At 72.9% G+C, this 23,329-nt stretch carries 12 protein-coding genes; 3 read left to right on the forward strand and 9 right to left on the reverse strand.

The window, feature by feature from the left end; genetic code table 11:
* Positions 1–12: 12 nt before the first annotated feature.
* From ACF07N_RS22845 to ACF07N_RS22860, 4 genes are read right to left on the reverse strand one after another with little or no spacing between them, the layout of a single operon-like run.
* Positions 13–3,201 carry a type I polyketide synthase gene (locus tag ACF07N_RS22845; RefSeq protein WP_392115797.1) on the reverse strand — a complete coding sequence of 1,063 codons (3,189 nt, stop codon included), beginning with the start codon at positions 3,199–3,201 and terminating at the stop codon, positions 13–15.
* A 52-nt stretch (positions 3,202–3,253) separates the two neighbouring features.
* On the reverse strand, positions 3,254–3,991 hold the full coding sequence (locus tag ACF07N_RS22850; RefSeq protein WP_392115799.1) for a thioesterase II family protein: 738 nt from the start codon (positions 3,989–3,991) through the stop codon (positions 3,254–3,256).
* Entirely contained in the window at positions 3,988–5,238 is a 1,251-nt protein-coding gene (locus tag ACF07N_RS22855; protein ID WP_392115802.1) for a cytochrome P450, read from the reverse strand. Before ACF07N_RS22855 ends, ACF07N_RS22850 begins: the two co-directional genes overlap by 4 nt.
* Positions 5,235–5,504, reverse strand: coding sequence for a phosphopantetheine-binding protein (locus ACF07N_RS22860; protein ID WP_383322120.1), 270 nt, complete (start codon positions 5,502–5,504; stop codon positions 5,235–5,237). Before ACF07N_RS22860 ends, ACF07N_RS22855 begins: the two co-directional genes overlap by 4 nt.
* A gap of 199 nt (positions 5,505–5,703) precedes the next feature.
* Here ACF07N_RS22860 and ddaH point away from each other — a divergent pair, with 199 nt between their 5' ends.
* The 3 genes from ddaH (at position 5,704) to ACF07N_RS22875 (ending at position 10,567) form a co-directional block, all read left to right on the forward strand.
* Positions 5,704–6,534, forward strand: a complete 831-nt coding sequence (gene ddaH, locus ACF07N_RS22865) for a dimethylargininase (RefSeq protein ID WP_383585375.1) — start codon at positions 5,704–5,706, stop codon at positions 6,532–6,534.
* 82 nt (positions 6,535–6,616) lie between these two features.
* Positions 6,617–7,387 carry a thioesterase II family protein gene (locus ACF07N_RS22870; RefSeq protein WP_392115807.1) on the forward strand — a complete coding sequence of 257 codons (771 nt, stop codon included), beginning with the start codon at positions 6,617–6,619 and terminating at the stop codon, positions 7,385–7,387.
* 12 nt (positions 7,388–7,399) lie between these two features.
* Complete coding sequence (locus tag ACF07N_RS22875; protein WP_392115810.1) at positions 7,400–10,567, forward strand: BTAD domain-containing putative transcriptional regulator; 3,168 nt, start codon at positions 7,400–7,402, stop codon at positions 10,565–10,567.
* Here the strand turns inward: ACF07N_RS22875 and ACF07N_RS22880 are convergent.
* The 5 genes from ACF07N_RS22880 to ACF07N_RS22900 form a co-directional block, all read right to left on the reverse strand.
* Positions 10,551–11,315 (reverse strand): ABC transporter permease, encoded by a 765-nt coding sequence (locus tag ACF07N_RS22880; RefSeq protein ID WP_383322132.1) that lies wholly within the window; start codon positions 11,313–11,315, stop codon positions 10,551–10,553. The genes ACF07N_RS22875 and ACF07N_RS22880 overlap by 17 nt on opposite strands.
* Positions 11,312–12,250, reverse strand: coding sequence for an ATP-binding cassette domain-containing protein (locus tag ACF07N_RS22885; protein ID WP_392115814.1), 939 nt, complete (start codon positions 12,248–12,250; stop codon positions 11,312–11,314). Before ACF07N_RS22885 ends, ACF07N_RS22880 begins: the two co-directional genes overlap by 4 nt.
* Before the next feature lie 63 nt (positions 12,251–12,313).
* On the reverse strand, positions 12,314–13,099 hold the full coding sequence (locus tag ACF07N_RS22890; protein ID WP_392115817.1) for a thioesterase II family protein: 786 nt from the start codon (positions 13,097–13,099) through the stop codon (positions 12,314–12,316).
* Positions 13,096–16,890, reverse strand: a complete 3,795-nt coding sequence (locus ACF07N_RS22895; RefSeq protein WP_392115820.1) for an amino acid adenylation domain-containing protein — start codon at positions 16,888–16,890, stop codon at positions 13,096–13,098. Before ACF07N_RS22895 ends, ACF07N_RS22890 begins: the two co-directional genes overlap by 4 nt.
* Before the next feature lie 5 nt (positions 16,891–16,895).
* A partial coding sequence (locus tag ACF07N_RS22900; protein ID WP_392115823.1) for an amino acid adenylation domain-containing protein occupies positions 16,896–23,329 on the reverse strand: 6,434 nt, incomplete at its 5' end.

Raw genomic sequence — 23,329 nt, forward strand, 5'->3', positions numbered from 1 at the left:
GAGCGGGTGGTGCTACACGTATCCGCGGTCGATCAATTCGTACAATTCGTCGTCGCTCCGGCTTTCCGTTCTCGTTTTCTCCGTCGTTTCGCCAGCCGTTTCCTCCGCGGTTCCCTGAACCGTTTCCCGCGCCGTTTCCCGCACCGTTTCCCGCACCGTTTCCTGCGCCGTTTCCTGCGTGCCGGGCGGCTTCGGTGCGAGGAGGGAGAAGATGTGGCTGCCGAGCCGCTGCGGCGAGGGGTGGGAGAACGCGACGGTGGCCGGGAGCCGTACGCCGGCGGCCGCGGCGAGCCGGTTGCGGAGTCGTACGGCCATCGAGGAGTCGAAACCGAGGTCCTTGAAGGTCTCGGTCGACCGCGCCGCGAGATCGGCACCCGTGAGGTCCGTGCCGGCGCTGCTCAGGACCGCCGCGGTTTCGGCGCACACGAGGTCGAGGACCTCTGATGCCGAGCCCGGGTCCGGCGCGCCGGGGCCGGCGGTGGCGGGCCGGTGCGTGGCGGGTCCGCCTCCCCGTGCGACGGGGGCGGTGGGCGCCGTGCGGGTGCCGTCGGGTGCTGCCAGCCAGTACCGCTGCCGCTGGAACGCGTAGGTGGGCAGGCCGATCCGGCGGGGCCGGTCCGCCGCGAACACCTCGTCCCAGCGCGCCGGCACGCCCCGCACGTGCAGTTCGGCCAGCGAGGTGAGCAGGTCGCCCGCGCTTCCGTCGTCCTTGTGCAGGGTGCCCGTCACCACCGGTGAGGCCGCCAGGGCGTCGGCGGTCTCCGCCATCGCCACCGCCAGCACCGGGTGCGGGCTGACCTCCACGAACACCCCGCCCCCGGACCGCATCAGCCGGGCGACCACCTCGCCGAAACGCACCGTCGAGCGCAGGTTGTCGTACCAGTAGGTGCCGTCGAGGGCGCGGGTGTCGAGCAGTCCTCCGGTGACCGTGGAGTGGAACTCCACCGCCGACTTCCGCGGGGAGAGGTCCGCGGCGGCCTCCAGGACCCGGTCACGGATGCGTTCGACCTGGTGGGAGTGTGACGCGTACTCGATTCTGACCCGGCGCACCCGGACGCCGTCGGCGGCCGCCGTCGTGGCGAACTCGCTCAGGGCCTCCAGGTCTCCTGAGATCACCACGGAGCCCGGTCCGTTGACCGCGCCGACGCAGATGCGTCCGGGCCACCGCTCCAGCCGTTCCTCGACCCATGCCAGGGGCGCGGACACCGCGTTCAGCCCGCCCAGGCCTGCCAGTTCGGTCAGCGCCCGGCTGCGCAGGGCGACGATCCGGGCGGCGTCCTCCAGGGGGAGCGCGCCCGCCGCGCAGGCGGCGGCGATCTCTCCCTGCGAATGCCCGACGACCGCGTCGGGGGTGACTCCCAGGGACCGCCACACCCGTGCCAGGGACACCATCATCGCGAACAACGCCGGCTGGACCACGTCGTCGCCGTGGTCCAGCGACGGTGCCGACCCGGCTCCGGTCACCACGTCCACCAGGGACCAGTCCACCCACGGCGCCAGGGCCCGCGCGCAGTCGTCGATGCCGCGCGCGAAGACGTCCGACTCGGCATACAGGCGTCTTCCCATGCCCGTCCACTGCGAGCCCTGGCCGGGGAACACGAAGACGACCGGGCCCGCAGGTCCCCCGGCCACCCCGCGGACCACCCGTGCCGCGCTCGCGCCCGTCGCCACCGCGTCCAGACCGGCCAGTGACTCCTTGCGGTCACCGCCCAGCACCACCGCCCGGTGCTGGAACAGCGTCCGCGTCGACACGAGGGAGTGCCCCACGTCGCTCGCGGAGAGGGACGTGTCGGCGGTGACGCGTTCCCGCAAGCGCGCCGCCTGCTCCCGCAGCGCGGGCTCGGACCGCGCCGACAGCACCCAGGGCACCACCCCGGGGACGGCCGCGGAGGCCGGTTCGTCACGTGCGGGTACCCGGGGCGCCTGCTCCAGGACCACGTGCGCGTTCGTACCGCCCATGCCGAACGCCGACACCCCTGCCCGCCGCGGCCGGCCCGGCACGGCCGGCCAGGGCCGCGCGGTGCTCAGGACCTCGAAGTCCTCGTGGAAGCCGGGGATGGCGGGGTTCGGGGTGCGGAAGTTCAGGCTGGGGACCAGGTGTGCGCGGTCCACGCACAGGACGGCCTTGATGAAGCCGGCGATGCCCGCGGCCGGTTCCAGGTGCCCGACGTTCGTCTTCACCGAGCCGATCACCAGGGGTCGGCTCCGGCCGGTCTCCCGGAACACCTGGCGCAGGCCGGAGATCTCGGCCGGGTCGCCGAGCCGGGTGCCGGTGCCGTGGGCCTCGACGTAGTCGACCTCGTCGAACGGGACGCCCGCGCGTCGCAGGGCGGACAGCGCGGTCGCCGCCTGGGCGGCGGGGCTGGGGTCGGGCATCCGGGAGGTCGCGCCGCCGCTGCCGACGCTCCAGCCACGGATCACCGCGTAGACGTGGTCGCCGTCGGCGACGGCGAGGTCCAGCCGCTTCAGCAGGGCGAAGCCGCCGCCCTCTCCCCGGACGAAGCCGCTGGCCCGTTCGTCGAAGGTGAAGCAGCGGCCGTCGGGCGACAGGGCGCCCAGGTTCGCCATGCCGAGTCCCGTGTCCGGGTCGACGACGAGGTTCACACCGCCGGTGATCGCCATGTCGACCGCGCCGCTGCGGATGCGGTCGCACGCCAGCGTCAGCGCCACGAGGGAGGAGGACTGGCCGGAATCGGCGCAGAAGCTCATGCCGCGCACGTCGAACAGGCTCGATATCCGGTTGGCGATCAGCGCGCCGCTGGAACCGAGCGCGGCGTAGTGGTCGTCCCGGTCGCTGCCGGACAGCCTGCGCAGCACGTCGTACCCGGAGGAGGCGGCACCGACCAGGACGTCGACGTCGCGGCCCGCGAGCGCGGACGCCGGGACGCGGGCGTCCTCGACGGCCTCCCAGGCGAGTTCCAGGCCCAGTCGCTGCACGGGGTCCATGGCGGCGGCCTCCGCCGGGTCCACTCCGAAGAACTCCGCGTCGAACCCGTCGACGGCGTCGAAGAACGACCCGGCGCTGACGGTGGCGGCGTCCGGGTGGGCCGGCTGCCCGGAGGGGGCCGTCCGCTGTTCGGGGAACGTTCCGACGGTCGACCCGCCGTCGAGCAGGAGGCGCCAGAACTGCCCCGGGTCGTCGACGCCGGGGAAGCGGCACGACATCCCGATGACGGCGATGTCGGTGGGTGCGCCAGTCATGCGAATCCCTTCCGGTTCTCTCGGCGTACGGCGCCGGCCGGCCGCACCGCCCTCAGCGCCAAGAGGTCAGCACCTCGCGCAGTCGGTCCGGCGCGTTCATGAAGTCGTGGTGGCCGCCGTCGAGGACGTGGAAGTCGGCGGTGTCCGTGTACCGGCGCCACTCCCCGAGCTGGTCGAGGCTCACATCGGGGTCGTCCCGCCAGTGCAGGACGACGACCGGGCAGGGCAGCGTGACCGGCTGGACGCGCCGGTACCGCCGGGCGGCGGCGAGGTCGCGGAGCAGTACGGTCATGCCGAAGTCGATCATGTCGGGCCGTGGTGCGATCCCGCGGCCGCGGACGACCGACTCCAGTTCGGCGCGCAGTTCGGCCTCGGTCATGGTGAGCATCCGGTCGCTCGCGCTGTCGTGCGGTGCCGGCTGGCCCGACACGAACAGGCGGGACGGCACGGGCAGGCCCAGAGCGGCGAGCCGGACGGCGGTCTCGAAGGCGGGCAGCGCGCCCGCGCAGTGCCCGAAGAACGCGAACGGCCGGTCGAGCAGGGGCCCGAGGGCTCCGGTGAGGCCGTCGGCGAGGTCCTCGTAGGTGCCGTAGTGGGGTTCGGCCAGGCGGTTCTCGCGGCCGGGGAACTGTACGGGGCAGATCTCGGCGTCGTCGACGGCGGCCGGCCAGGCGCTGAAGGCGGACGCGCCGGACCCGGCGTAGGGGAAGCAGAAGATGCGGGCGCTGTGGGCGTCGGACGGCGGCCGGACGAACCACGGCGAGGGGGCGGTGGTGGAGCCGGAGGTCATGGCGTCATTCGTTTCTCGGCGACGACGGGGAGGTGGGTCATGCCGGCGATGAAGTACGACCGCAGGTGCTGCGGCTCGCCGTCGAGGGCGATCGACCCGAACCGCTGGAGCAGTTCCTCGAAGAAGACGCGCAGGGTCAGCCGGGCCAGCGGGGCCCCGACGCAGAAGTGCGGCCCGAAGCCGAAGGCGACCTGGCGCTTGGCGTTGTCCCGCGTGATGTCGAAGCGGTGCGGATCGGTGAACTGGGACTCGTCCCGGTTGGCCGATCCGATCCAGGCGACGACCGCCCCGCGGGCCGGGATCGTGCCCCCGTCGAGCCGGATGTCGCGCACCGCGTACCGCATGAAGTTACAGGCGGCCGAGGTCCAGCGCAGCCCCTCCTCGACCAGGTTGGGCACCAGTGAGGGGTCGGCCTGCGCCTTCGCGAACTGCTCTGGGCGCTCGATGAGCGCCTGCACGGTGCCCGAGACGGTGTGCGGCGTGGTGACGTTGGCGCCCAGCAGGATGCTGTAGCCGTCGAGGGCGATCTCCTCGTCGGTGAGCGGCGCGTTCCCCGCGCGGACGGTCATCAGGTGGTCGAGCAGACTGCCGTCCTCGTCTCCGGTGGCCCGGCGCCGTCTGACCCAGTCGGTGACGTAGGTGACGAGTTCGTGGTGGGAGATGGCCAGGGTCGCGGCCTCGCCGCCGAGCCGGAAGTGCGGGTCCGAGGGTGCCGTCACCATCGCGGTCAGCCGCACGAGTTCGTCCCAGTCCCGCTCCGGGATGCCGAGGAGCGGTCCGGTGACCATCGCCGGGAGGCGCAGTGCCTGCTCGGCCAGGTCGAACGTGCCGCCGTCCAGGGCCGGTTCGAGGAAGCGCACGACGGTCTCCCTGATCCGGTCCTCCCAGGGCGCCACGGCACGGGCGGTGAGCTTGGCGCCGATGGCCCGGCGGACCTCGGTGTGCCGTGGCGGGTCGGTGGAGGTCATCAGCCGGCCGGCGGCCACGTCGTCGACCCCGAGGTGGGTCACCACCGTGCCGCGTTCCGAGGTGAATTCGCGGTGGTCGCCGAGCACGCGGCAGACGTCGTCGTAGCGGGTCACCGACCAGAACTCCCGGCCGTCCGGCAGGACCTGGTGGTGCACGGGTGCCTTCGCCCGCATGACGTCCCAGACGGGGTGCGGGTCGCCCGAGGCGTACAGCTCCAGGTCGAACAGGTCGAGGCGGTCGAGGTCGATGTCGCGGGCGGGCCCCGGCGTCAGCCTCACGTCCGGGCCCTCCCCTGCTCGATGAGCGCGGCGACCCGGGCCGGCGTCTGGGCCAGGTAGAAATCGCGCACGGACAGGGTGACGCCGAAATCCTCGGTCACCCGATCGATGATCTTGATTCCGATCAGGGAATTCCCGCCCACGGCGAAGAAGTCGTCATCGGGTCCGATGTCGTCGGATTCGAGGTATTCCCCCCACAGTGCCGAGATCTCCCGCACGAGCGACTCGGGCGCGCTCGAAGGCACGGCTTGCGCTTCTGACTCCATTGCCAGCCTTTTCCTTTCCACTGTCCCGCCGACGGGACAGTGCGCCGAGGGGGCCATCGCCGAGCCAACGTAAAGGGCCGGGGAAACGCAATGCAAGAGTTGACGGTGCGGTCACCACCGGGCACCGTTGACCCGCTTGGCCGTGCTATTTCTTTCTCACCCGGCAATCGTTCCGGGATTCCTCGGGTTTCACCGGCAGATGGGAGTAAAGGTGCCGCACGAACAGCGAAAGGCATCGCCCCGGAAATATCTGATGTGCCGTCCCACCTACTTCGACGTCACATATTCGATCAATCCGTGGATGGACCCGGAGCGCCCCACTTCCATGGAGACGGGGCTGTCCCAGTGGAAGTGGCTGTTCGACACCTACGCCGGTCTGGGGCACGACGTGCGGCTGATCGAGCCCGTGCCGGGGCTTCCCGACATGGTGTTCGCCGCGAACGGCGCCCTCGTCGTGGACGGCAAGGTGCTCGTCGCGCGGTTCCGGCACCCCCAGCGCAGGGACGAGTCCGCAGCCTACCTGGAGTGGTTCGGCCGCGGCGGCTGGTCCGAGGTCCGGCAGGCGGAGTACCTCAACGAGGGCGAGGGCGACCTGCTGTTCACCGGCACGGAGATCCTGGCCGGCACGGGTTTCCGCACCGAGGCGCGGGCCCATGACGAGGTGCGCGAGTTCTTCGGGCGCCCGGTGACCGGCCTGACCCTGGTCGATCCGCGCTTCTACCACCTGGACACCGCCCTGGCGGTGCTCGGGGACGGGGAGATCATGTACTACCCGGCCGCGTTCTCCCCGGAGAGCCGGGCCGTGCTGGCGGAGCGGTACCCGGACGCCGTCCTCGCCGAGGAAGCCGATGCCGCCGTGTTCGGCCTCAACGCGCTGTCGGACGGCCGCACCGTGGTCCTGCCCCGTGCGGCCACCGGTCTCGCGGCGCGGTTGCGTGAGCGCGGCTACCACCCCGTCGGCGCCGACCTGGCCGAGCTGCTGAAGGCCGGGGGCAGCGTCAAGTGCTGCACACTCGAACTGCGGGAATGAGACGCGCTCCCGCCCCGGGACGGCACGGCCTGCGGGCTGTCCCGTCGACGGGACAGTTGTCCGGGAACGCGCGAGGGGACCGATGACGATCACACGCCGCCGCAAAACCGTCCACAGTGCATGGATCCGGCAATTCCACGACTCCGGGGCCGACGGCCCCACGGTGGTCTGCTTCCCCCATGCCGGTGGCTCGGCCTCGGCCCACTTCTCGCTCTCCGCCGAGCTGTCCACCTCGGCCGAGGTGCTGGTCGTGCAGTACCCGGGCAGGCAGGACCGGCTCGCCGAGCCCGCCCTGGAGGATCTGCGGCAGATGGCCGCCGAGGTCGCGCACGCCCTGGGGCCCTGGCAGGACCGGCCGTTGGCCCTGTTCGGGCACAGCATGGGGTCGCTCGTGGCGTACGAGGTGGCGTTGCGGCTCGAACGGCGCCGGGGCGACGCCCTGCTGGGACTGATCGTCTCGGGCCGGGCCGCCCCGTCCGTCCCCTCCGGCCGGCTCGTGCACGACCTCGACGACGAGCGCCTGACCGGCCATCTGGCCCGACTGGCGGGCACTCCGCCCGAGTTGCTCGCCGACAAGGACCTGCTGGCCGTCGCCCTGCCCTCGCTGCGCGCCGACTACAAGGCGGTCGAGACCTACCGGGACCGTACGGGCGCCCAGGTCGGGTGCCCGATCAGCGGCTACCGCGGGAGGCAGGACACGGGTGTGCCGCCCGACAGCATGGAGAAGTGGGCCGGCTACACGACCGGGCGGTGCGCCTTCCGGCAGTTCGACGGCGGCCACTTCTATCTGCAGTCCCGTGAACGCGAGGTGGCCCGTGCCGTTCTCCATGATCTGGCCCGCTGTCGCTCATGACAGAATCAGCGGGTGCAGATCGGGATGCTGGGTCCGTTTGAAGTCCGCACAGCCGAAGGTGACTTGGTCGATGTGCCGGGTGCGCGACTGCGCGGGCTGCTGATCGCTCTCGCCCTGCGGACGGGGCACGCGGTGCCCAAGGCGGCGCTCGTCGACTGGATCTGGGGCGAGCGCCCGCCGCTGGACGCGACGAACGCCCTGCAGCGCCTGGTCTCCCGGTTGCGCAAGGCACTGCCCGACGGGGTGATCGAGGGGCAGACGGACGGTTACCGCCTGACGGTGGAGCCCGGTGCCGTCGACGCCGTGCGCTTCGAAGGCCTCGTCGCCGCCGGCCGGAACCGTGCCGAGGACGCTCCCCGACGGGCACGGCTGCTGAGCGAGGCCCTCGCCCTGTGGCGCGGTGCGGCCCTGCAGGACGTCGGCCTCCAGGACAGCGCCGCCTTCGACGCGGCGGCCGCCCGTCTGGAGGCCCTGCGGCTGGCCGCCACGGAGGAGTGGGCCGACGCGGAGATCGCGCTCGGGCGCGGTGCGGAACTGGTCGCGCAGCTGACCGACCTGGTGGCCGCGCATCCGTTGCGGGAGCGGTTCGCCGCCGCGCTGATGCGGGCCCTCGCCGCGGCCGGCCGGGACAGCGAGGCCCTGCAGGTGTACCAGCGGGCGAGGGAGGCCCTCGCCGACGCGCTGGGCACCGACCCCTCCCCCGAGCTGGCGGCGTTGCACGTGGCGCTGTTGCGGGGCGAGCTGGGGCAGGCCCGGCGGCAGGAGGAGCCGGGCCGCAGGACCAATCTGCGGGCCGAGCTGACCACGTTCGTCGGCCGGGGCGACGAGGTCGCCGCGGTGCGTGAACTCGTCGCCGCGCACCGGCTCACCACGGTGATCGGGCCGGCCGGCTCGGGCAAGACCAGGCTGGCCACGGAGGCCGCGCGGACCCTGCTCGGCGACCTCCGCGACGGGGTGTGGCTGGTGGAGCTGGCCGCCGTCCGCGTGAACGGCGGCGTGACCGACGTGGCGCAGTCCACGCTCGCCGGGCTCGGCCTGCGGGACTCCCTGCTCGGCGGAGCCCCCAGCGCGGAGCTGACGGAGCGTCTGGTCGCCGCGATCCGCGAGCGGGAGGCGCTGCTGATCCTGGACAACTGCGAGCACGTCATCGAGTCCGCGGCGGTGTTCGCCCACCGGGTGCTCGGGGAGTGCCGCCGGCTGCGGATCCTGGCGACGAGCCGCGAACCGCTCGGCATCACCGGGGAGGCGCTGTGGCTGGTCGAGCCGCTGGCCCTGCCGGACGTCGAGGCGAGCCCGGAGGAGACAGCGGCCTCGCCCGCCGTCCGGCTGCTGCGCGACCGGGCCGGGGCGGTGCGCCGGGACCTCGGGGCCGACGCGCACACCCTGGCGACCACGGCGCGCATCTGCCGCGCGCTGGACGGGATCCCGCTGGCGATCGAGCTGGCCGCGGCCCGGCTGCGCACCATGTCCGTCGACCAGCTCGCCAACCGGCTCGACAACCGGTTCGGGCTGCTCACCAGCGGCAGCCGGACCGCGCTGCCCCGCCACAAGACGCTGCGCGCGTCGGTCGACTGGAGCTGGGAGCTGCTCAGCAGCGCGGAGCGGACGGTCCTGCGCCGGCTGTCGGTGTTCTCCGACGGGGCGAGCCTGGAGGCGGCGGAGCGGGTGTGCGCGGGCGACGCGGTCGAGCCCGAGCAGGTCCTGGAACTGCTCACCGCGCTGACCGAGAAGTCACTGCTGCTCGCGGAGGGCGGCGGCGCCCCGCGCTACCGCATGATCGGCACGATCAAGGAGTACGCCCGGCACCGGCTCACCGAAGCCGGGGAGACCGACCGGGCGCGCCACGCGCACCTGGCCTGCTTCACCGAGCTGGCCGAGGTCGCGGAGCCGCATCTGCGCCGCGCCGAGCAGTTGGAGTGGCTGGCCACGCTCGAGACCGAGCACGACAACATCGGCGCGGCGATGCGCGGCGCGCTGGCGGCGGGTGAGGCGCAGGGGGCGATGCGGCTGGCGGCGAGCGCGGGCTGGTTCTGGTGGCTGGGCGGCCACCGGACCGAGGGCATGGAGCTGCTCACCGCGGCCACCAGGACGCCCGGCGAGGTGAGCGACGAGTATCGCGCCATGGTGTACGCCCTCATCGCGATGTTCATGAGCTCCGGGCGGGGCGGTGACGAGCATCAGGCCGCGGAGTGGATCCACAAGACGTACGAGTTCAGCAGGCGCAGCCGGCGCAGCCATCCAGCGCTCGGTTTCGTGGCACCGCTGGAGCGCATGCTGCAGGCGCCGGACGCGTTCCTGCCCGCGTTCGAGCCGCTGCTCGACGACGAGGATCCCTGGGTCCGCGCGATGGCCCGGCTGCACCTGGGCAAGATGCGGATCATGCTCGGCCGGGACGGGCGGGACGCGGACGCGTACCTGGAGCGGGCGCTGACCGAGTTCCGGGCGCTCGGTGAACGGCTCGGGATCTCGTTCGCCCTGACGGAACTGGCGGACCGGATCGCGGTGCGCGGCGAGTTCGCCGCCGCGTGCGAGCACTACGAGGAGGCGATCGCGGTCGTCACCGAGGTGGGTGCCGCCGAGGACATCGTGCGGATGCGGTCGCGGCAGGCGCAGCTGTACTGGCTGCTGGGCGACGAGGACGCGGCGGCGGCCGCCCTCGCCGAGGCACGGCGCAGCGCGCGGCGGGTCACCTGGCCGGACTCACTGGCCGAGCTGGCCCTGGCGGAGGCGGAACTCGCCCGGTGGGACGGCAGGACCGAGGAGGCGTACGAGCGGCTCGATGCCGCGCGGCGCCTGCTGGGCGAGGGAGCCGAGGGGGCGATCATCCGGGCGACGACCCACGACCTGCTCGGCTACCTCACCGGTGATCCCGACGAGGCCCGGGCGCACCGCGCGGCGGCCTGTGCGGCGGCGACCGAGGCGGGACACGCGCCGCTGATCGCGCATGTGCTCGTCGGTGTCGCGGACCTGGCGCTGCGCCGGGGCGAGCACGAGCGGGCCGCGCGGCTGCTCGCGGCGAGCGCGGCCGTACGCGGGCTGCAGGACCGTTCCCATCCGGACGTGGCCCGGATCGAGCAGACCGCGCGCCGCCGCCTCGGCGACGCGCGGTTCGCCGAGGCGGCTCGGGAGGGGGCACGGGCCGACTGGTCTCAGCTGGTCCGGGTCACGCTCGCTTCTTGAACGTGGACAGCGCCCACACGTAGCCGAGCAGGGCGAGTCCGACGCACCAGGCGACGGCCGCGATCGCGTCGCTCCTGGCCGGGCCGTCCTCGACCATCAGGCCGCGCAGCGTCTCGATGATCGGGGTGAAGGGCTGGTACTCGGCGAACTGCCGCACGCCGGCCCCCATGGTCTCGGCGGGGACGAACGCGCTGCTCAGGAAGGGCAGCAGGATCAGCGGGACGGCGGCCAGGCCGGCCGACTCGGCGGTCTTGGCGGCCAGTCCCACGGCGACGGTGAGCCAGCTCGTCGCGACGGTGAGGAGCACGACGAGGCCGAACACGGCGAGCCAGTCCATGGCGCTGGCGGTGGGGTCGAACCCCATCAGGAAGGCCACTCCGACGATGGCCGCGTCGGCCACCAGGCAGCGCAGGGTGGTGACGACGACCTGGCCGGTCAGCACGGCGCCGCGGGAGACGTCCATGGCCTTGAACCGGTTGATGATGCCCTTGGTCATGTCGTCGTTCACGGCCGTCGCGGTGGCCCCCAGCCCGTAGCTGATGCCCATCACGAGCATTCCGGGGGTGGCGTAGTCGACGTAGTCCTCGCCGACGCTGAAGGCGCCGCCGAAAACCTTGACGAACATCAGCATCACGAGAATGGGGATCAGCAGCGCGTTGAACACCGTGAGCGGGTTGCGCAGCGTGTGCTTCAGATTGCGGCGCAGCATGATCGACGAGTCGGTCAGGGCCGCGGAGAGGGAACTCACTTCGCCTCCTCCTTCACGCTCGGGCGCCCGGTGAGGGCGAGGAAGACGTCGTCGAGGTCCGGGGTGTGAACGGAGAACTCCTGGGCGTTGAGCCGGTACTCGTCGAGCCGGTCCAGCATGGAACGCAGCGACTTCGAGTCGCCGTTGCTGGGGACGCGCAGGGTCAGTTCCTGGTCGTCGCGGGTGGCCCCGGGCAGGATGCGCGCCGCCGTGTCGAGGTCGTCGAGGTCACCGAAACGGAGCCGCACATGGGTGCCCGGGACCTGGCGCTTGAGTTCCTCGGCGGTGCCGTCGGCGACCAGGCGGCCCTGGTCGAGCACCACGATCCGGTCGGACAGCTCGTCGGCCTCCTCCAGGTACTGGGTGGTGAGGAAGATGGTGGTGCCGTTGGCCACCAGGTCGCGGACGATGCCCCACATCGTGCGCCTGCTGCGCGGGTCGAGGCCCGTGGTCGGCTCGTCCAGGAAGATGATCTTCGGGCTGCCGACCAGCGTCATCGCCAGGTCCAGCTTCCGGCGCATACCGCCGGAGTAGGTCGCGGCCATCTTGTCCGCGGACTCCGCCAGGTCGAACCGCTCCAGCAGCTGCGTGACCACCTGGCCGCCGGAGGGGACCCGCTTCAGGTCCGCCACCAGCGCCAGGTTCTCCCTGCCCGTGAGCAGATCGTCCACCGCGGCGAACTGGCCGGTCACGCCGATCGCCCCGCGGACCTGCTTGGTCTCGGAGGCCACGTCGTGCCCGGCCACGCGCACCGTTCCGGCGTCGGCCTTCAGCAGCGTCGCGAGGACGTTCACCGTCGTCGTCTTGCCGGCCCCGTTGGGGCCGAGCATGGAGAACACCGTTCCCTCGGCGACCTCGAAGTCGATGCCATCGAGCACGACCTTGTCGCCATATGCCTTGCGCAGTCCAGAGACTGCGATCGCCGAACTTGTCATGCGTCCAGCGTCCCGGCCGGACCTGACATCGGTCTGTCACGTCCCTGACACGCCTGCTGTCATCTAGCCCTGCCGGGCCGATTCCGCTTCGATGACGTCGAGGACCTCCCGGCCGAGGTCGACCAGATACATGTGATCACCCGGGAGTTCCGTATAGCTGAAGCCGGCCGTGGTCGCGTCCCGCCACTGCTGTGCCTCCTCCGCGGTGACCAGGCCGTCGGAGTCGCCGCGCAGGGAGCAGATCGGCACCCGCACCGGCTCGTCGGTGCTCGGGACGTAACTCTCGTGCATCTCGCAGTCGGCCTGCAGCACCGGGAGGATCAGCTCACGCATCTCCGGGTGGTCGAGCGCCTCGTGCCGGAACCCGGCGAACTCCTCGACCCGGGCCAGGAATTCCTCGTCGGGCAGCCCCGCGGCGCGCCGCTCGCGCTGCGTCCACGGTCCCGGCGAGCCGCTGACGACCAGCCGCTCGACGTGCACGCCGCGCTCGGTCAGCAGATGCACCAGTTCGTACGCGAGCACCGCGCCCAGGCTGTGCCCGAACACCAGCACCCGCGCCCCCTCGCCGAGCATCGCGGCGATCCCGTCGACCTCCTTACCGGCCGCCTCGGCCACATCGCGGTACGGCGTCTCCAGCATGCGCCGTTCCCTGCCCGGCAGTTCGAAGGCGACCACGCGCCACCGGCCGGCGGCCAGCGCCCGCCACGGGTGGAAGAACGAGGCGCCCGCTCCCGCGAACGGCACGCACAGCAACGTGGTCCCGTCCGCGTGCGGCGCGGACGTCCCGGACGTTTTCACCCCGGCCAACTCCCTTTTGTCCTGCGTCGGTTCGCCCCGGTGCCCGGTCATGCCGCGAACTTTCCGTTGATGACGTCCATGATCTCCGCCACGGGCCCGGGCATGTGCAGTTCGTGGTGGACGGCGCGCACGTCGTGCACCTCGATGGTGCCGAGCACATAGGGCCGCCACAGGTGCGCGTACGAGTTCTCCTCCAGCGTGGCGTTGAAGAACACCACGTCACCGCGGTAGACCGGTGACTCGAACTTCGACATGATCGCCGCGTTGTTGGCGAGGATCTTCGACATGGTGCCCACGAGCTGTTCCCGGTTCTCGGGGCCGAAGTACTCGCCGAAGTGCTGTTCCAGTTCCGCCCGGTAGTCCGCCAGCGTCCGGCCGGCGTGGATCTCCTTGAAGTAGTTCCCTCCGGGCTGGGAGTCCAGGATGGCCACGAAGGCGACCTCGCGCCCGCGCCGGTCGATCGCCTCCGCGACGGCCTGCACGACGGTGCCCCCGTAGGACCAGCCGACCAGGTGGAAGGGGCCTTCCGGCTGGATCCTGACCATCTCGTCGACGTAGTCCTCGACCATCTCCTCCACCGACCCCGCCAGCTTTTCGGTGCCGTTCCAGCCCCGGGACTGCAGTGCGTAGGCCGGCCGGTCCTGGGCGTGCAGCACGAAGCTGAAGAACGCCCAGCCCAGTCCGCCTCCCCCGTGGAGGAACCACAGCGGCAGCTTGCCCGTACCCGGGTCGCTGTTCAGCGTCAGCACGACGGCGAACGGGTCGGAGAGATCCTCGGAGGCGGCGACGAGCAGCAGCGCGGCCAGTTCGGCCACCGTGGGGTACTTGATGATCGTCCTGAGCGGGATGTCGATGTCGAACTCGGCGCGGATGCGGGCACTGAGCCGGGTGGCCAGCAGCGAATGCCCGCCGAGTTCGAAGAAGTCGTCGTCGATGCCGACCCGCTCCAGGCCGAGCAGCTCGCCGAAGAGGGCGCACATCCTCTCCTCGTGGGAGTTGCGCGGCTCCCGGCCGTCCGCCGGGCCCGAGTCGTCGGACGGCAGGGCCTCCTCGTCGATCCGCCCGTCCGGGGTCAGCGGGAGCTCCGCCAGGGGCAGCACCGCCGAGGGCACCAGGGGGCGCGGGAGACGCTCGCTCAGGTAGGCGGGCAGCTCGGCCAGCAGCGCCTGGACACCGGCGTCGGGCTCGGGCACCACATGGGCCACGAGCCGCTCGCCGCCGTCCTGGTCCTCCCGCGGCACGACCGCCGCCGCCACCACGCCGGGGTGCCCGGCCAGCACCTGCTCGATCTGCGCCGGCTCGGCCCGGAAACCCCCGACGCGCACCCGGCGGTCGGCCCGCCCGACGTGCACGAGCCGGCCGTCGGCGTCCCAGCGCACCAGGTCCCCGGTGCGGTACATCCGGCTGCCGGGCTCACCGTGGGGGCAGGCCACGAACCGCTCCGCGGTCGCCTCCGGCCGGCCCTGGTAACCGTGGGCCACCCCGGCACCGGCGACGTACAGTTCACCCGCCACCCCGCGCGGGACCGGGCGCAGCCGTGCGTCGAGCACGTACACCCGGGTGTTCCCGGCCGGTAGCCCGATCCGCACCCCGGTGCCCACCCGCAGGCGTGCGTCGGTGCTCCACGGCGTCGTCTCGGGCGTGCCGTGCACGTGGACCACTTCGGCGGCCTGTTTGGCCAGGATCCTGGCCAGCCGTGCCGGGACGGTCTCGCCGCCGACGATGATCCGCAGCCCGTTCGCGGCGTGCGGCACGCGCATCGCCAGCGCCTGCCAGAAGGCGGGCGTGCCCTGCACCGCGGTGACCTCGTGCCGCTGCATCAGCTCCGCCACGGCCGACACGTCCTCGGCGGTCTCCTCGCCGGCCACCACCACGGCCGCGCCGGTCAGGAGCGGGAGGTGGATCTCGGTGAGCGCCGAGTCGAGCGCCACGCTCGTGCCGAACAGCATCCGGTCCTCGGGCGACAGCGGGAACCGGCGCCGCGCCGTGGCCAGGGAGTTGGCCACCGCGCCGCGCGGGACCACCACGCCCCTGGGCTCCCCCGCGGGGTCCGACGTGTAGATCACGTACTGGGTGTTCCCGGGCCGGACGGCCACCTCCGGCGCCGAGTCCGGGTACTGCGACAGGTCCACGCCGGCCAGCGTGCCGGCGTCCAGCACGAGCTCCGGCCGCGCGTGGGCGAGGACGCGGTCGGTCCACGCCCGCGGGTGGCCGGGATCGACCGGTACGCAGGCTCCGCCGGCCTTCAGCACCGCCAGCATCGCCACCACCAGGTCGGCCGTCCGCGGCAGACGCACGGCGACCCGCGACTCCGCCCGCACCCCCCGGCCGGCCAGCCAGTGCGCCAGCGCGCTCGACCGGGCGTCCAGGTCCCGGTAGGTGAGCGACTCGTCCTCGCCGATGACGGCGAGGGCCTCCGGCGTCGCCCGGGCCTGCTCGTGCAGCGCCTCGGCGAGCCCTCCCTCCAGGGTGGGTTCGGCGGTGTCGTTGACCTCCGTCACCAGCCGCTGCCGCTCCCCCTCCAGCAGGACCTCGACGTCCCCGACGCGCCGGCCCGGGTCGGCGGCCAGCTGCCCCAGGACGTGCACGAACCGGGCGGCGACGGCCTCGACGGTCTCCCGGTCGAACACGTCGGTCGCGTACTGGATGTCGCCGCGCAGCGCCCCCGAGTCGTCCGCGACCACGTTGAAGAACAGGTCGACCTTGGAGGTCGACGCGGCGGTCCCCTCGACCTCCAGGGTGAGCCCGGCGAGTTCGAGCCGCGGCCGCTCGTAGTTCTGCAGCCCGAGCATCACCTGGAACAGCGGCTGGTAGGCGGCGGAGCGTGCCGGGTTGATCGCCTCCACCAGCATGTCGAACGGCACGTCCTGGTGCTCGTAGGCCGCCAGCGCCTTGTTCCGCACCTGGGCGAGGAGTTCGGCGAACGAGGGGTCGCCGGCGAGGTCCACGCGCAGCACCTGGGTGTTGACGAAGAACCCGACGAGATCGGCCAGCGCCTCGTCGGTCCGCCCGGCGATCGAGCTGCCGATCGTGATGTCCCGCCCGCCGCCCAGCCGGCACAGCAGTACCGCCAGCGCGGCGTGCAGGACCATCGACATGGTCGAGCCGTGCTCGTCGCCCGCCTTCCGCAGCCCCGCCGCCACCTCCGGTTCCACCAGGAGGCCGACCGTGGCGCCCCGCCCGCTGGCCTCCGGGGGCCGCGGGCGGTCCAGCGGCAGGTTCAACGGCTGCGGCACCCCGGCCAGTTCCTCGCGCCAGTACGCGATCTGCCGCGCCGCGAGACTGTCCGGGTCCGTGACGTCGCCGAGCACCTCGCGCTGCCACATCGTGTAGTCCTTGTACTGCACGGGCAGCGGCTCCCAGCCCGGGGCCCGGCCCTCCCGGCGGGCGGTGTAGGCCGCGGCCAGGTCGCGGGCCAGCGGCGCGCCCGAGGCGCCGTCGGTGGCGATGTGGTGGATGACCAGGACGAGGACGTGTTCCTCGGGCGAGCAGCGCAGCAGCCGCACGTGCACCGGGATCTCGGCCCCCAGGTCGAACCGGTACGCGCCGGCCTCCTCCACCGCGCCGGGCACCTCCTCGGGCGCCACCTCGGTGACCGGCACCTCCGGCGCGGCCTCGGCCGTCGGCAGGATCCGCTGGTGCAGTTCGCCGTCGTCGTTCATCGCGTAGACGGTGCGCAGGATCTCGTGCCGGTCGACCACGTCGCGGATCGCCGCGGCGAGGGCGTCCCGGTCGAGGGAGCCGGTCAGCCGGAAGGCCGCCGACATGTTCCAGTTCTCCGACCCGCCCTCCATCTGGTGCAGGACCCACATGCGGCGTTGCGCGAACGAAAGCGGAATCATCGCTCTTACTCCTCTGTGAACATCTTGCGCAGGCCGGGACGGCGGGGAGCGGCCGATTCCTCCGCCCAGGCGGCGAGCGCGGCCACGGTCGGCAGGTCGAAGATCTTGCGGATCGGTATCTCGATCCCCATCTCGGCACGGGCGCGGCTGATCAGCCGGGTGGCGAGCAGGGAGTGGCCGCCGAGTTCGAAGAAGCCGTCGTCGATGCCGACCCGGTCCACGCCCAGCACCTCGCCGAACAGCCCGGCGAGGGTCTCCTCGCGGGAGGTGCGGGGTGCCCGGTAGGCGGTGGCGGCGTACTCGGGCTCGGGCAGCGCGGCCCGGTCCAGCTTGCCGTTCGGGGTGAGCGGCATCCGGTCGAGGACCACGAGGGCGGACGGCACCATGAAGTCCGGCAGCCGTTCCGCGACGAACGCGCGCAGGTCCCGCGCGTCCGGGCCGGCCGGGTCGCCGCCGGCCTCCGGGGCGGCGCCGGTGGGTACGACGTATCCGACCAGTTGCCGTCCGGCGCTGCCGCCGCCGCGCCCCTCGCGGGCGACGACGACCGCCTGGGCGACGCCGGGATGAGCGGTGAGCGCCGCCTCGACCTCGGCCGGCTCGACCCGGAAGCCGCGCACCTTGACCTGCGCGTCCCCGCGGCCCAGGTACTCCAGCCGGCCGGCGTCGTTCCAGCGGGCGAGGTCTCCGGTGCGGTACATCCGGGAGCCCGGCGGGCCGAAGGGATCGGGGACGAAACGCTCGGCGGTCAGTGCGGCGCGGCCGTGGTAACCGCGGCCCACGTTGCCTCCGACGTACAACTCACCGACCGCGCCCGGGGGCGCGGGGGCCAGGCCCGGGCCGAGGACGTAGGTCCGCATGTTGCCTAGGGGGGTGCCGACGGGCGCGCTGCCCGTCGGGTCCAGCGGTTCGTCCCCGACGGTGAAGGTGGTGGCGTAGAACGACTCGCTCTGCCCGTAGGCGTTGACCACCCGTACGCCCGGGAAGGCGTTGCGTGTCCGCTCGACGAGCGCGGCGGGCAGGGCCTCGCCGGCGAAGACGACCGTCTCCACCTGGACGCGCCCGGCGATCTCGTCGACGAGTTCGGCGAAGGCGGACGGCACGGTGGAGATGACGCTGCCGCTCCAGTCCTTGCGCTCTCCCAGGACCAGGACGTCGGGGACGACGTCGACGACGCCGCCGTGGGCGAGGGTCGTGAAGATCTCGAACGCCGAGACGTCGAAGTTCACCGACGTGCCCGCGAGGAGCCGCTTGCCCGCTGCCATGCCGACGCGCGGGGCCAGTCGCAGCACGCCGTTGACCACGTTGGCGTGGGAGATGGCGACGCCCTTGGGCTTGCCGGTGGATCCCGAGGTGTACATGACGTACGCGGTCTGGTCCGGGTGCGGCGCCCGGGCGGGGCCCGGGGCGTCCGCCGTGAGGTCGAGGGTGTCGAGGAGGACGTCCGGGGCCTCGTGGCGCGGCAGGACCGGGACCGTCGCGGTGTCCGTCAGGACCAGCAGGGGCCGTGCCTCGTCGAAGATGGGCACGAGACGGTGACTGGGATACCGGGGGTCGACCGGCAGGTACGCCCCGCCGGCCTTCAGGACGGCGAGCAGGGCGACCACCAGGTCCGCCGAGCGGGGCAGCGAGACCGCGACCACCGACTCCGCTCCCACGCCCCGGCCGGCCAGTTCGCGCGCCAGGCGGTCGGCCCGGGCGGTCAGCTCGCGGTAGGTGAGCGAGGTGCCGCCGGCGATCACGGCGGTCTCGTCCGGGGTGCGTTCCGCCTGTGCCTCGACGAGTCCGGGGATCGTGACGTCCGGGGTGGGGACGGCCGTGCCGGCGGAGCGGCCGGTGAGCCGGTCGTGTTCGGCCTGCTCCAGGACGTCGAGCCGCGCGACCTTCAGGTCCGGCGTGGCCTCGATCTGTTCCAGGACGCGCACGAAGCGGCCCGCGTAGGCCTGCACCGTGTCCCGGTCGAAGAGTCCGGGACGGTACTGGAGGAGGAACTCCAGGTGCTGGTCGGCCGCCGCCATCAGCGCCAGCGGGTAGTGGGTGCCGTTGGTCGGGCGCAGTCCGGTGAAGGCGATCCCGTCCGCGGCCTCGGTGGCGGCGCCGATGCCCTCCCGGTCGACGGGATAGGACTCGAAGACGACCAGGGTGTCGAAGAGGGTCGGCAGACCGAGGGCCTGCTGGATCTCCGTGAGGCTGTGGTGGTGGTGTTCGAGCAGGCCGGCCTGGTGCCGCTGGAGCCGGGTGACGACCTCGGCGAGAGTGTCGCCGGGCGCGTATCGCACGCGCACGGGCAGGGTGTTGATGAACATGCCGACCATCGACTCGACGTCCGTGACCGCGGGCGGGCGGCCGGAGACGGTGGCACCGAAGACCAGGTCCTGGCGGCCGGTGAGCCGGCCGAGGAGCAGCGCCCAGGCGGCCTGGACCAGGGTGTTGACCGTGACGCCCAGCTCCGATGCCCGCCGGGCGAGCGCGTCGGACAGGCCGGCCGACAGGGCGAACTCGACCTGGTCGAGGCCTTCGCCGCCTTCGGAGCGCGGCGCGAGCAGGGTCGGTTCCTGTACGCCGTCCAGTTCGGCCGCCCACGCCCGTGCCGCCTCGTCCTGGTCCTGCTGCGCGCGCCAGGCGAGGAAGTCGCCGTAGCTCCGTGTGCCGGGCAGACCGGTCGCGTCGCCGTGGGACGCGTAGAGCAGGAGCAGGTCCCGCATCAGCAGGGGCGTGGACCAGCCGTCGGACAGCACGTGGTGGACGGTCATCACGAGTTCGGCCCGTCCGGGTTCCGGAACGGCGAGTGCCAGCCGCAGGAGCGGCGGGGTGTCCACGTCGAAGTGGGCGGCCCGGTCCGCGGCGAGGAACCGTTCGAAGGTCTCGGTGCGTTCCGGTTCGGCGACCGCGGTCAGGTCGAGGTACTGCCACGGCAGGGTCACTCCCGCCGCGGGCACCACCTGCGCGAACTCGCCGTCGGCCCGGTCGACGAACGCCGCGCGGAGGTTGGGGTAGCGCTCCAGCAGTGCCTGCCCGGCCCGGCGCATCCGCTCGGGGTCGACGCTGCCGCTCATCTGGAACACCAACTGGATGTGGTAGGGGTCGAACGACGCCCCGGCCATCATCGTGTGGAAGAGGATCCCGGACTGGGTGGGGGTCGTCGGCCAGATCTCGGTCAGTGGGCCGAACCGGGTCTCCCAGGCGTCGATCTCGTCCTGGCGGACGTCGACCAGGGGGGCGTCGGACGGGGTCAGTCCGCCGGCGCCGGGTGTGGTGGCGTGCCGGGCCAGGGCGGTGAGCGCCCGGACCCAGAGGCCGGCCAGTTCGGTGACCTCCTCGCGGGAGAGCACACCGGTCGGGAAGGCGAGGTAGGCGGTCAGTTCCTCGCCGTCGGGGGTGTCGGTGGCGACCGCGTTGATCTCCAGTGCCGACAGCACGGGCAGGTCGGCGTCCGGTGCGGCGATGAGGTCCTGGTGCGAGGTGTCCGGAGCCCAGCCGAGCAGGCGCAGGTCCTCGGGGATGTCCGCGCCGGAGGTCCGGCCGAGGTAGTTGAACCCGATCTGCGGCTCGGGCCCCGCCGCCAGCGCTCGGGCCGTGCCGGGGTTGAGGTGGCGCAGCAGGCCGTAGCCGATGCCGTTGTCCGGCACCGCCCGCGCCTGTTCCTTGACGGCCTTGACGACCCGGCCCGCGGCCGGACCGCCGGCGAGGGCGTCCGCCACGTCGATCCCGGTCAGGTCGAGGCGGACCGGGTACAGGGAGGTGAACCAGCCGATCGTGCCCGACAGGTCGGCGCCGGGCACCAGATGCTCCTCCCGGCCGTGCCCTTCCAGCCGGACCAGCGTCGAGGAAGCCGGCACGCCCCGGGTGCGGCGCCAGTGGGTCAGTGCCAGGGCCAGGCCGGCCAGCAGCCCGTCGTCGGCCCTGCCGCGGAACACGGCGGGGAGCGTCGTCAGCAGTGTCTCGGTGACGTCCGCCGGGACCCGGACGCGGACCGTGTCGACGGTGGCCGTGACATCGCGCGCGGGGTCCAGCGCCCGTGCTCCCAGCGGGGGTTCGGCCTCGCCGAGGATCCGCTGCCACACGGGGAGTTCCGCCGTGCGCGCGGGACCGTTCGCCTCGTCGGCCAGGGCGTGCGCCCACCGGCGGAACGAGGTTCCGCCGGGTACCGGTTCCGGGGGGAGGCCGTCGCGGATCCGCTGCCAGGACGAGATCAGGTCCGGTATGAGGATCCGCCAGGACACCCCGTCGACGGCCAGGTGGTGCAGCACGATCAGCAGTCGGTCGGCGCCCGTGCCGGAGGTGAACCACACGAACTGGGCCATGACGCCCGCGTCGGGGTCGAGGCGGTCGGCGGCCGCGTCCAGTTCGGCCTGCGCGTCGGCGCCGGGGTCGGACACCTCGCGCAGCAGCGCGCCGGCGTCGGTGCTGCCCGGCGGCTCGATCCACAGGCCTGGGCGGTCCCCCCGGTCGAGCCGGGAGCGCAGCACGTCGTGCCGGTCCAGCAGGGCCTGCAGGGTGGCGACCAGGGCCGGCCGGTCGATGCCCTCGGGCAGCGTCAGCATCCCGGACATGGAGAACCGGCCGATGCCGCCGCCCAGTTCGAGGACGTGTGCGGCCATCGGAGGCAGCGGGGCCCGGCCGACGCCGCCGCCGGGCAGTTCGGCCAGGACCGGGCGCTCCCCTTGCCGTCCTTCGACGAGTTCCGCGAGCCGGGCGACCGTGCGGTGTTCGAAGATCTCCCGGGTGCTGACCGTCAGGCCACGGGCTCTGGCCCGTGCGACGACCTGGATGGAGCGGATGCTGTCGCCGCCGGTGGCGAAGAAGTCGTCGTCGATGCCGACCCTCTCCAGACCGAGCACTTCGGCGAAGAGCGCGCTGAGGGCCTCCTCGCGTTCGTCACGCGGTGCCCGGCCGGTCGTGCCCTGCGCGTAGTCCGGCGGCGGCAGCGCCCGCCGGTTGAGCTTGCCGCTGGGCGTCAGCGGGATCTGCGTCAGCGGTACGACCGCCGCGGGCACCATGTAGTCCGGCAGCCGCTCCTGGAGGTGCTCGCGCAGTGCGGCGAGGAGCGGGCCGATCGTCTTGGCGAGGGCGGGCGCGTTGGCCCGGGCCCGTCCGCCGACGGCGCCGGGCACGTACGTACCGGACACGCTCGGCGGTCCGCCGGGACGCCGCGGCAGCAGCACCGCGTCGAAGCAGCGCGCGTCCTCCCCCGACAGGGTGAGGACGGCGTGCCGGCCGTTGTCGTCGGCCCAGCGGAGCACGTCCTGCGGGTCGACGGGGCTTCCGGGCAGGGGCGCCGGGTCGAGGAGACCCGCCGCGACGGCCACGGTGGCCTCCTCGGCCAGCCGCGCGTTGGGCACGCCGGTCACCCGCACCGGGCCCACCCGGTCCTCGACGGTCGCGAGGTCGGACAGGGCGGACAACTGCCCGCCCCAGGGCACGGACGGCACGTCGGCGAGGCCGAGGACGTCGGCCGGGGCCTTGTGCAGGACGGCCTCGTAGCGGTGCCGGGTCAGTTCGTTGTGGGCCTGGCCCGGCTTGAGGCGGATGTCGACGCCGGCGGAGTGCCGCGCCGCCCACTCGGTGAACCATTCCGGGGCGACGACGAGTTCGCGCTCGGCGAGCAGTTCCTTCTCGACGAGCGTCCGCAGTTCCTCGTACGAGGCGTGCGGGTGCGCCGCGCGCTGTGCGGCGGTGAGCAGCAGCCGGAGGGTGGTGGCGTTGCGGACGTCACCGACGATGAGCCGGCCGCCCGGCGCGAGCAGTTCCATGGCCTCGCGCAGGACCCGGTCGAGGTAGCCGGCGCTCGGGAAGTACTGCGCCACCGAGTTGAGCACGACGGTGTCGAACCGGCCGCGGGGCAGCCCGGACAGGTCGTCGGCGGCCTGGGCGCTGAGCCGGACCCGGTCGCCGTAGCCGGCCTGCTCGGCCTGGGCCCTCACCCGCTCGACCACGGGCGCCGAGATGTCGGTGCCCCAGTACTCGTCGACCTCGCCGACGATCTTCGCCATGAGCAGACCCGCGCCGACGCCGATGTCCAGCACCCGCCGGGGCGCGAACCGCAGCACCTGTGCCACCGCCGCGTCCCGCCACTCCCGCATCTGTTCCCGGGGAATCGGCTCACCGTCGTACGTGGACGTCCACATCTGGAAGTCCTCGCCCCAGGCCTGGTCCTCGGAGGCGCGGTAGCTGTCGTCGTAGACCTGCCGCCATTCGTCCGCCTGGGCGCCCGCGTCCGCCACCGCGGCGTCGGGGTCGGGCACCACGTAGCCCACGAGGCGCTTGTCGCCCCGGGTGTCCTCGCGCACCACGACCGTGGCCTGTGCCACGCCCGGGTGAGCGGTCAACGCCTGTTCGATCTCGCTGAGTTCGATGCGGAAGCCGCGGATCTTGACCTGGAAGTCGGTCCGGCCCAGGTACTCCACCTGCCCGTCCTTGTTCCACCGCACCAGATCCCCGG

The sequence above is a fragment of the Streptomyces sp. NPDC015242 genome, from assembly GCF_043079125.1.
Classification (GTDB): Bacteria; Actinomycetota; Actinomycetes; order Streptomycetales; family Streptomycetaceae; genus Streptomyces.

What these genes read in the sequence shown, in the direction of transcription:
- ACF07N_RS22845 (WP_392115797.1), bottom strand. Translation starts at nt 3,201, where the DNA reads ATGACTGGCGCACCCACCGACATCGCCGTCATCGGGATGTCGTGCCGC.
- ACF07N_RS22850 (WP_392115799.1), bottom strand. Translation starts at nt 3,991, where the DNA reads ATGACCTCCGGCTCCACCACCGCCCCCTCGCCGTGGTTCGTCCGGCCG.
- ACF07N_RS22860 (WP_383322120.1), bottom strand. Translation starts at nt 5,504, where the DNA reads ATGGAGTCAGAAGCGCAAGCCGTGCCTTCGAGCGCGCCCGAGTCGCTC.
- ddaH (WP_383585375.1), top strand. Translation starts at nt 5,704, where the DNA reads ATGGGAGTAAAGGTGCCGCACGAACAGCGAAAGGCATCGCCCCGGAAA.
- ACF07N_RS22870 (WP_392115807.1), top strand. Translation starts at nt 6,617, where the DNA reads ATGACGATCACACGCCGCCGCAAAACCGTCCACAGTGCATGGATCCGG.
- ACF07N_RS22885 (WP_392115814.1), bottom strand. Translation starts at nt 12,250, where the DNA reads ATGACAAGTTCGGCGATCGCAGTCTCTGGACTGCGCAAGGCATATGGC.
- ACF07N_RS22890 (WP_392115817.1), bottom strand. Translation starts at nt 13,099, where the DNA reads ATGACCGGGCACCGGGGCGAACCGACGCAGGACAAAAGGGAGTTGGCC.
- ACF07N_RS22895 (WP_392115820.1), bottom strand. Translation starts at nt 16,890, where the DNA reads ATGATTCCGCTTTCGTTCGCGCAACGCCGCATGTGGGTCCTGCACCAG.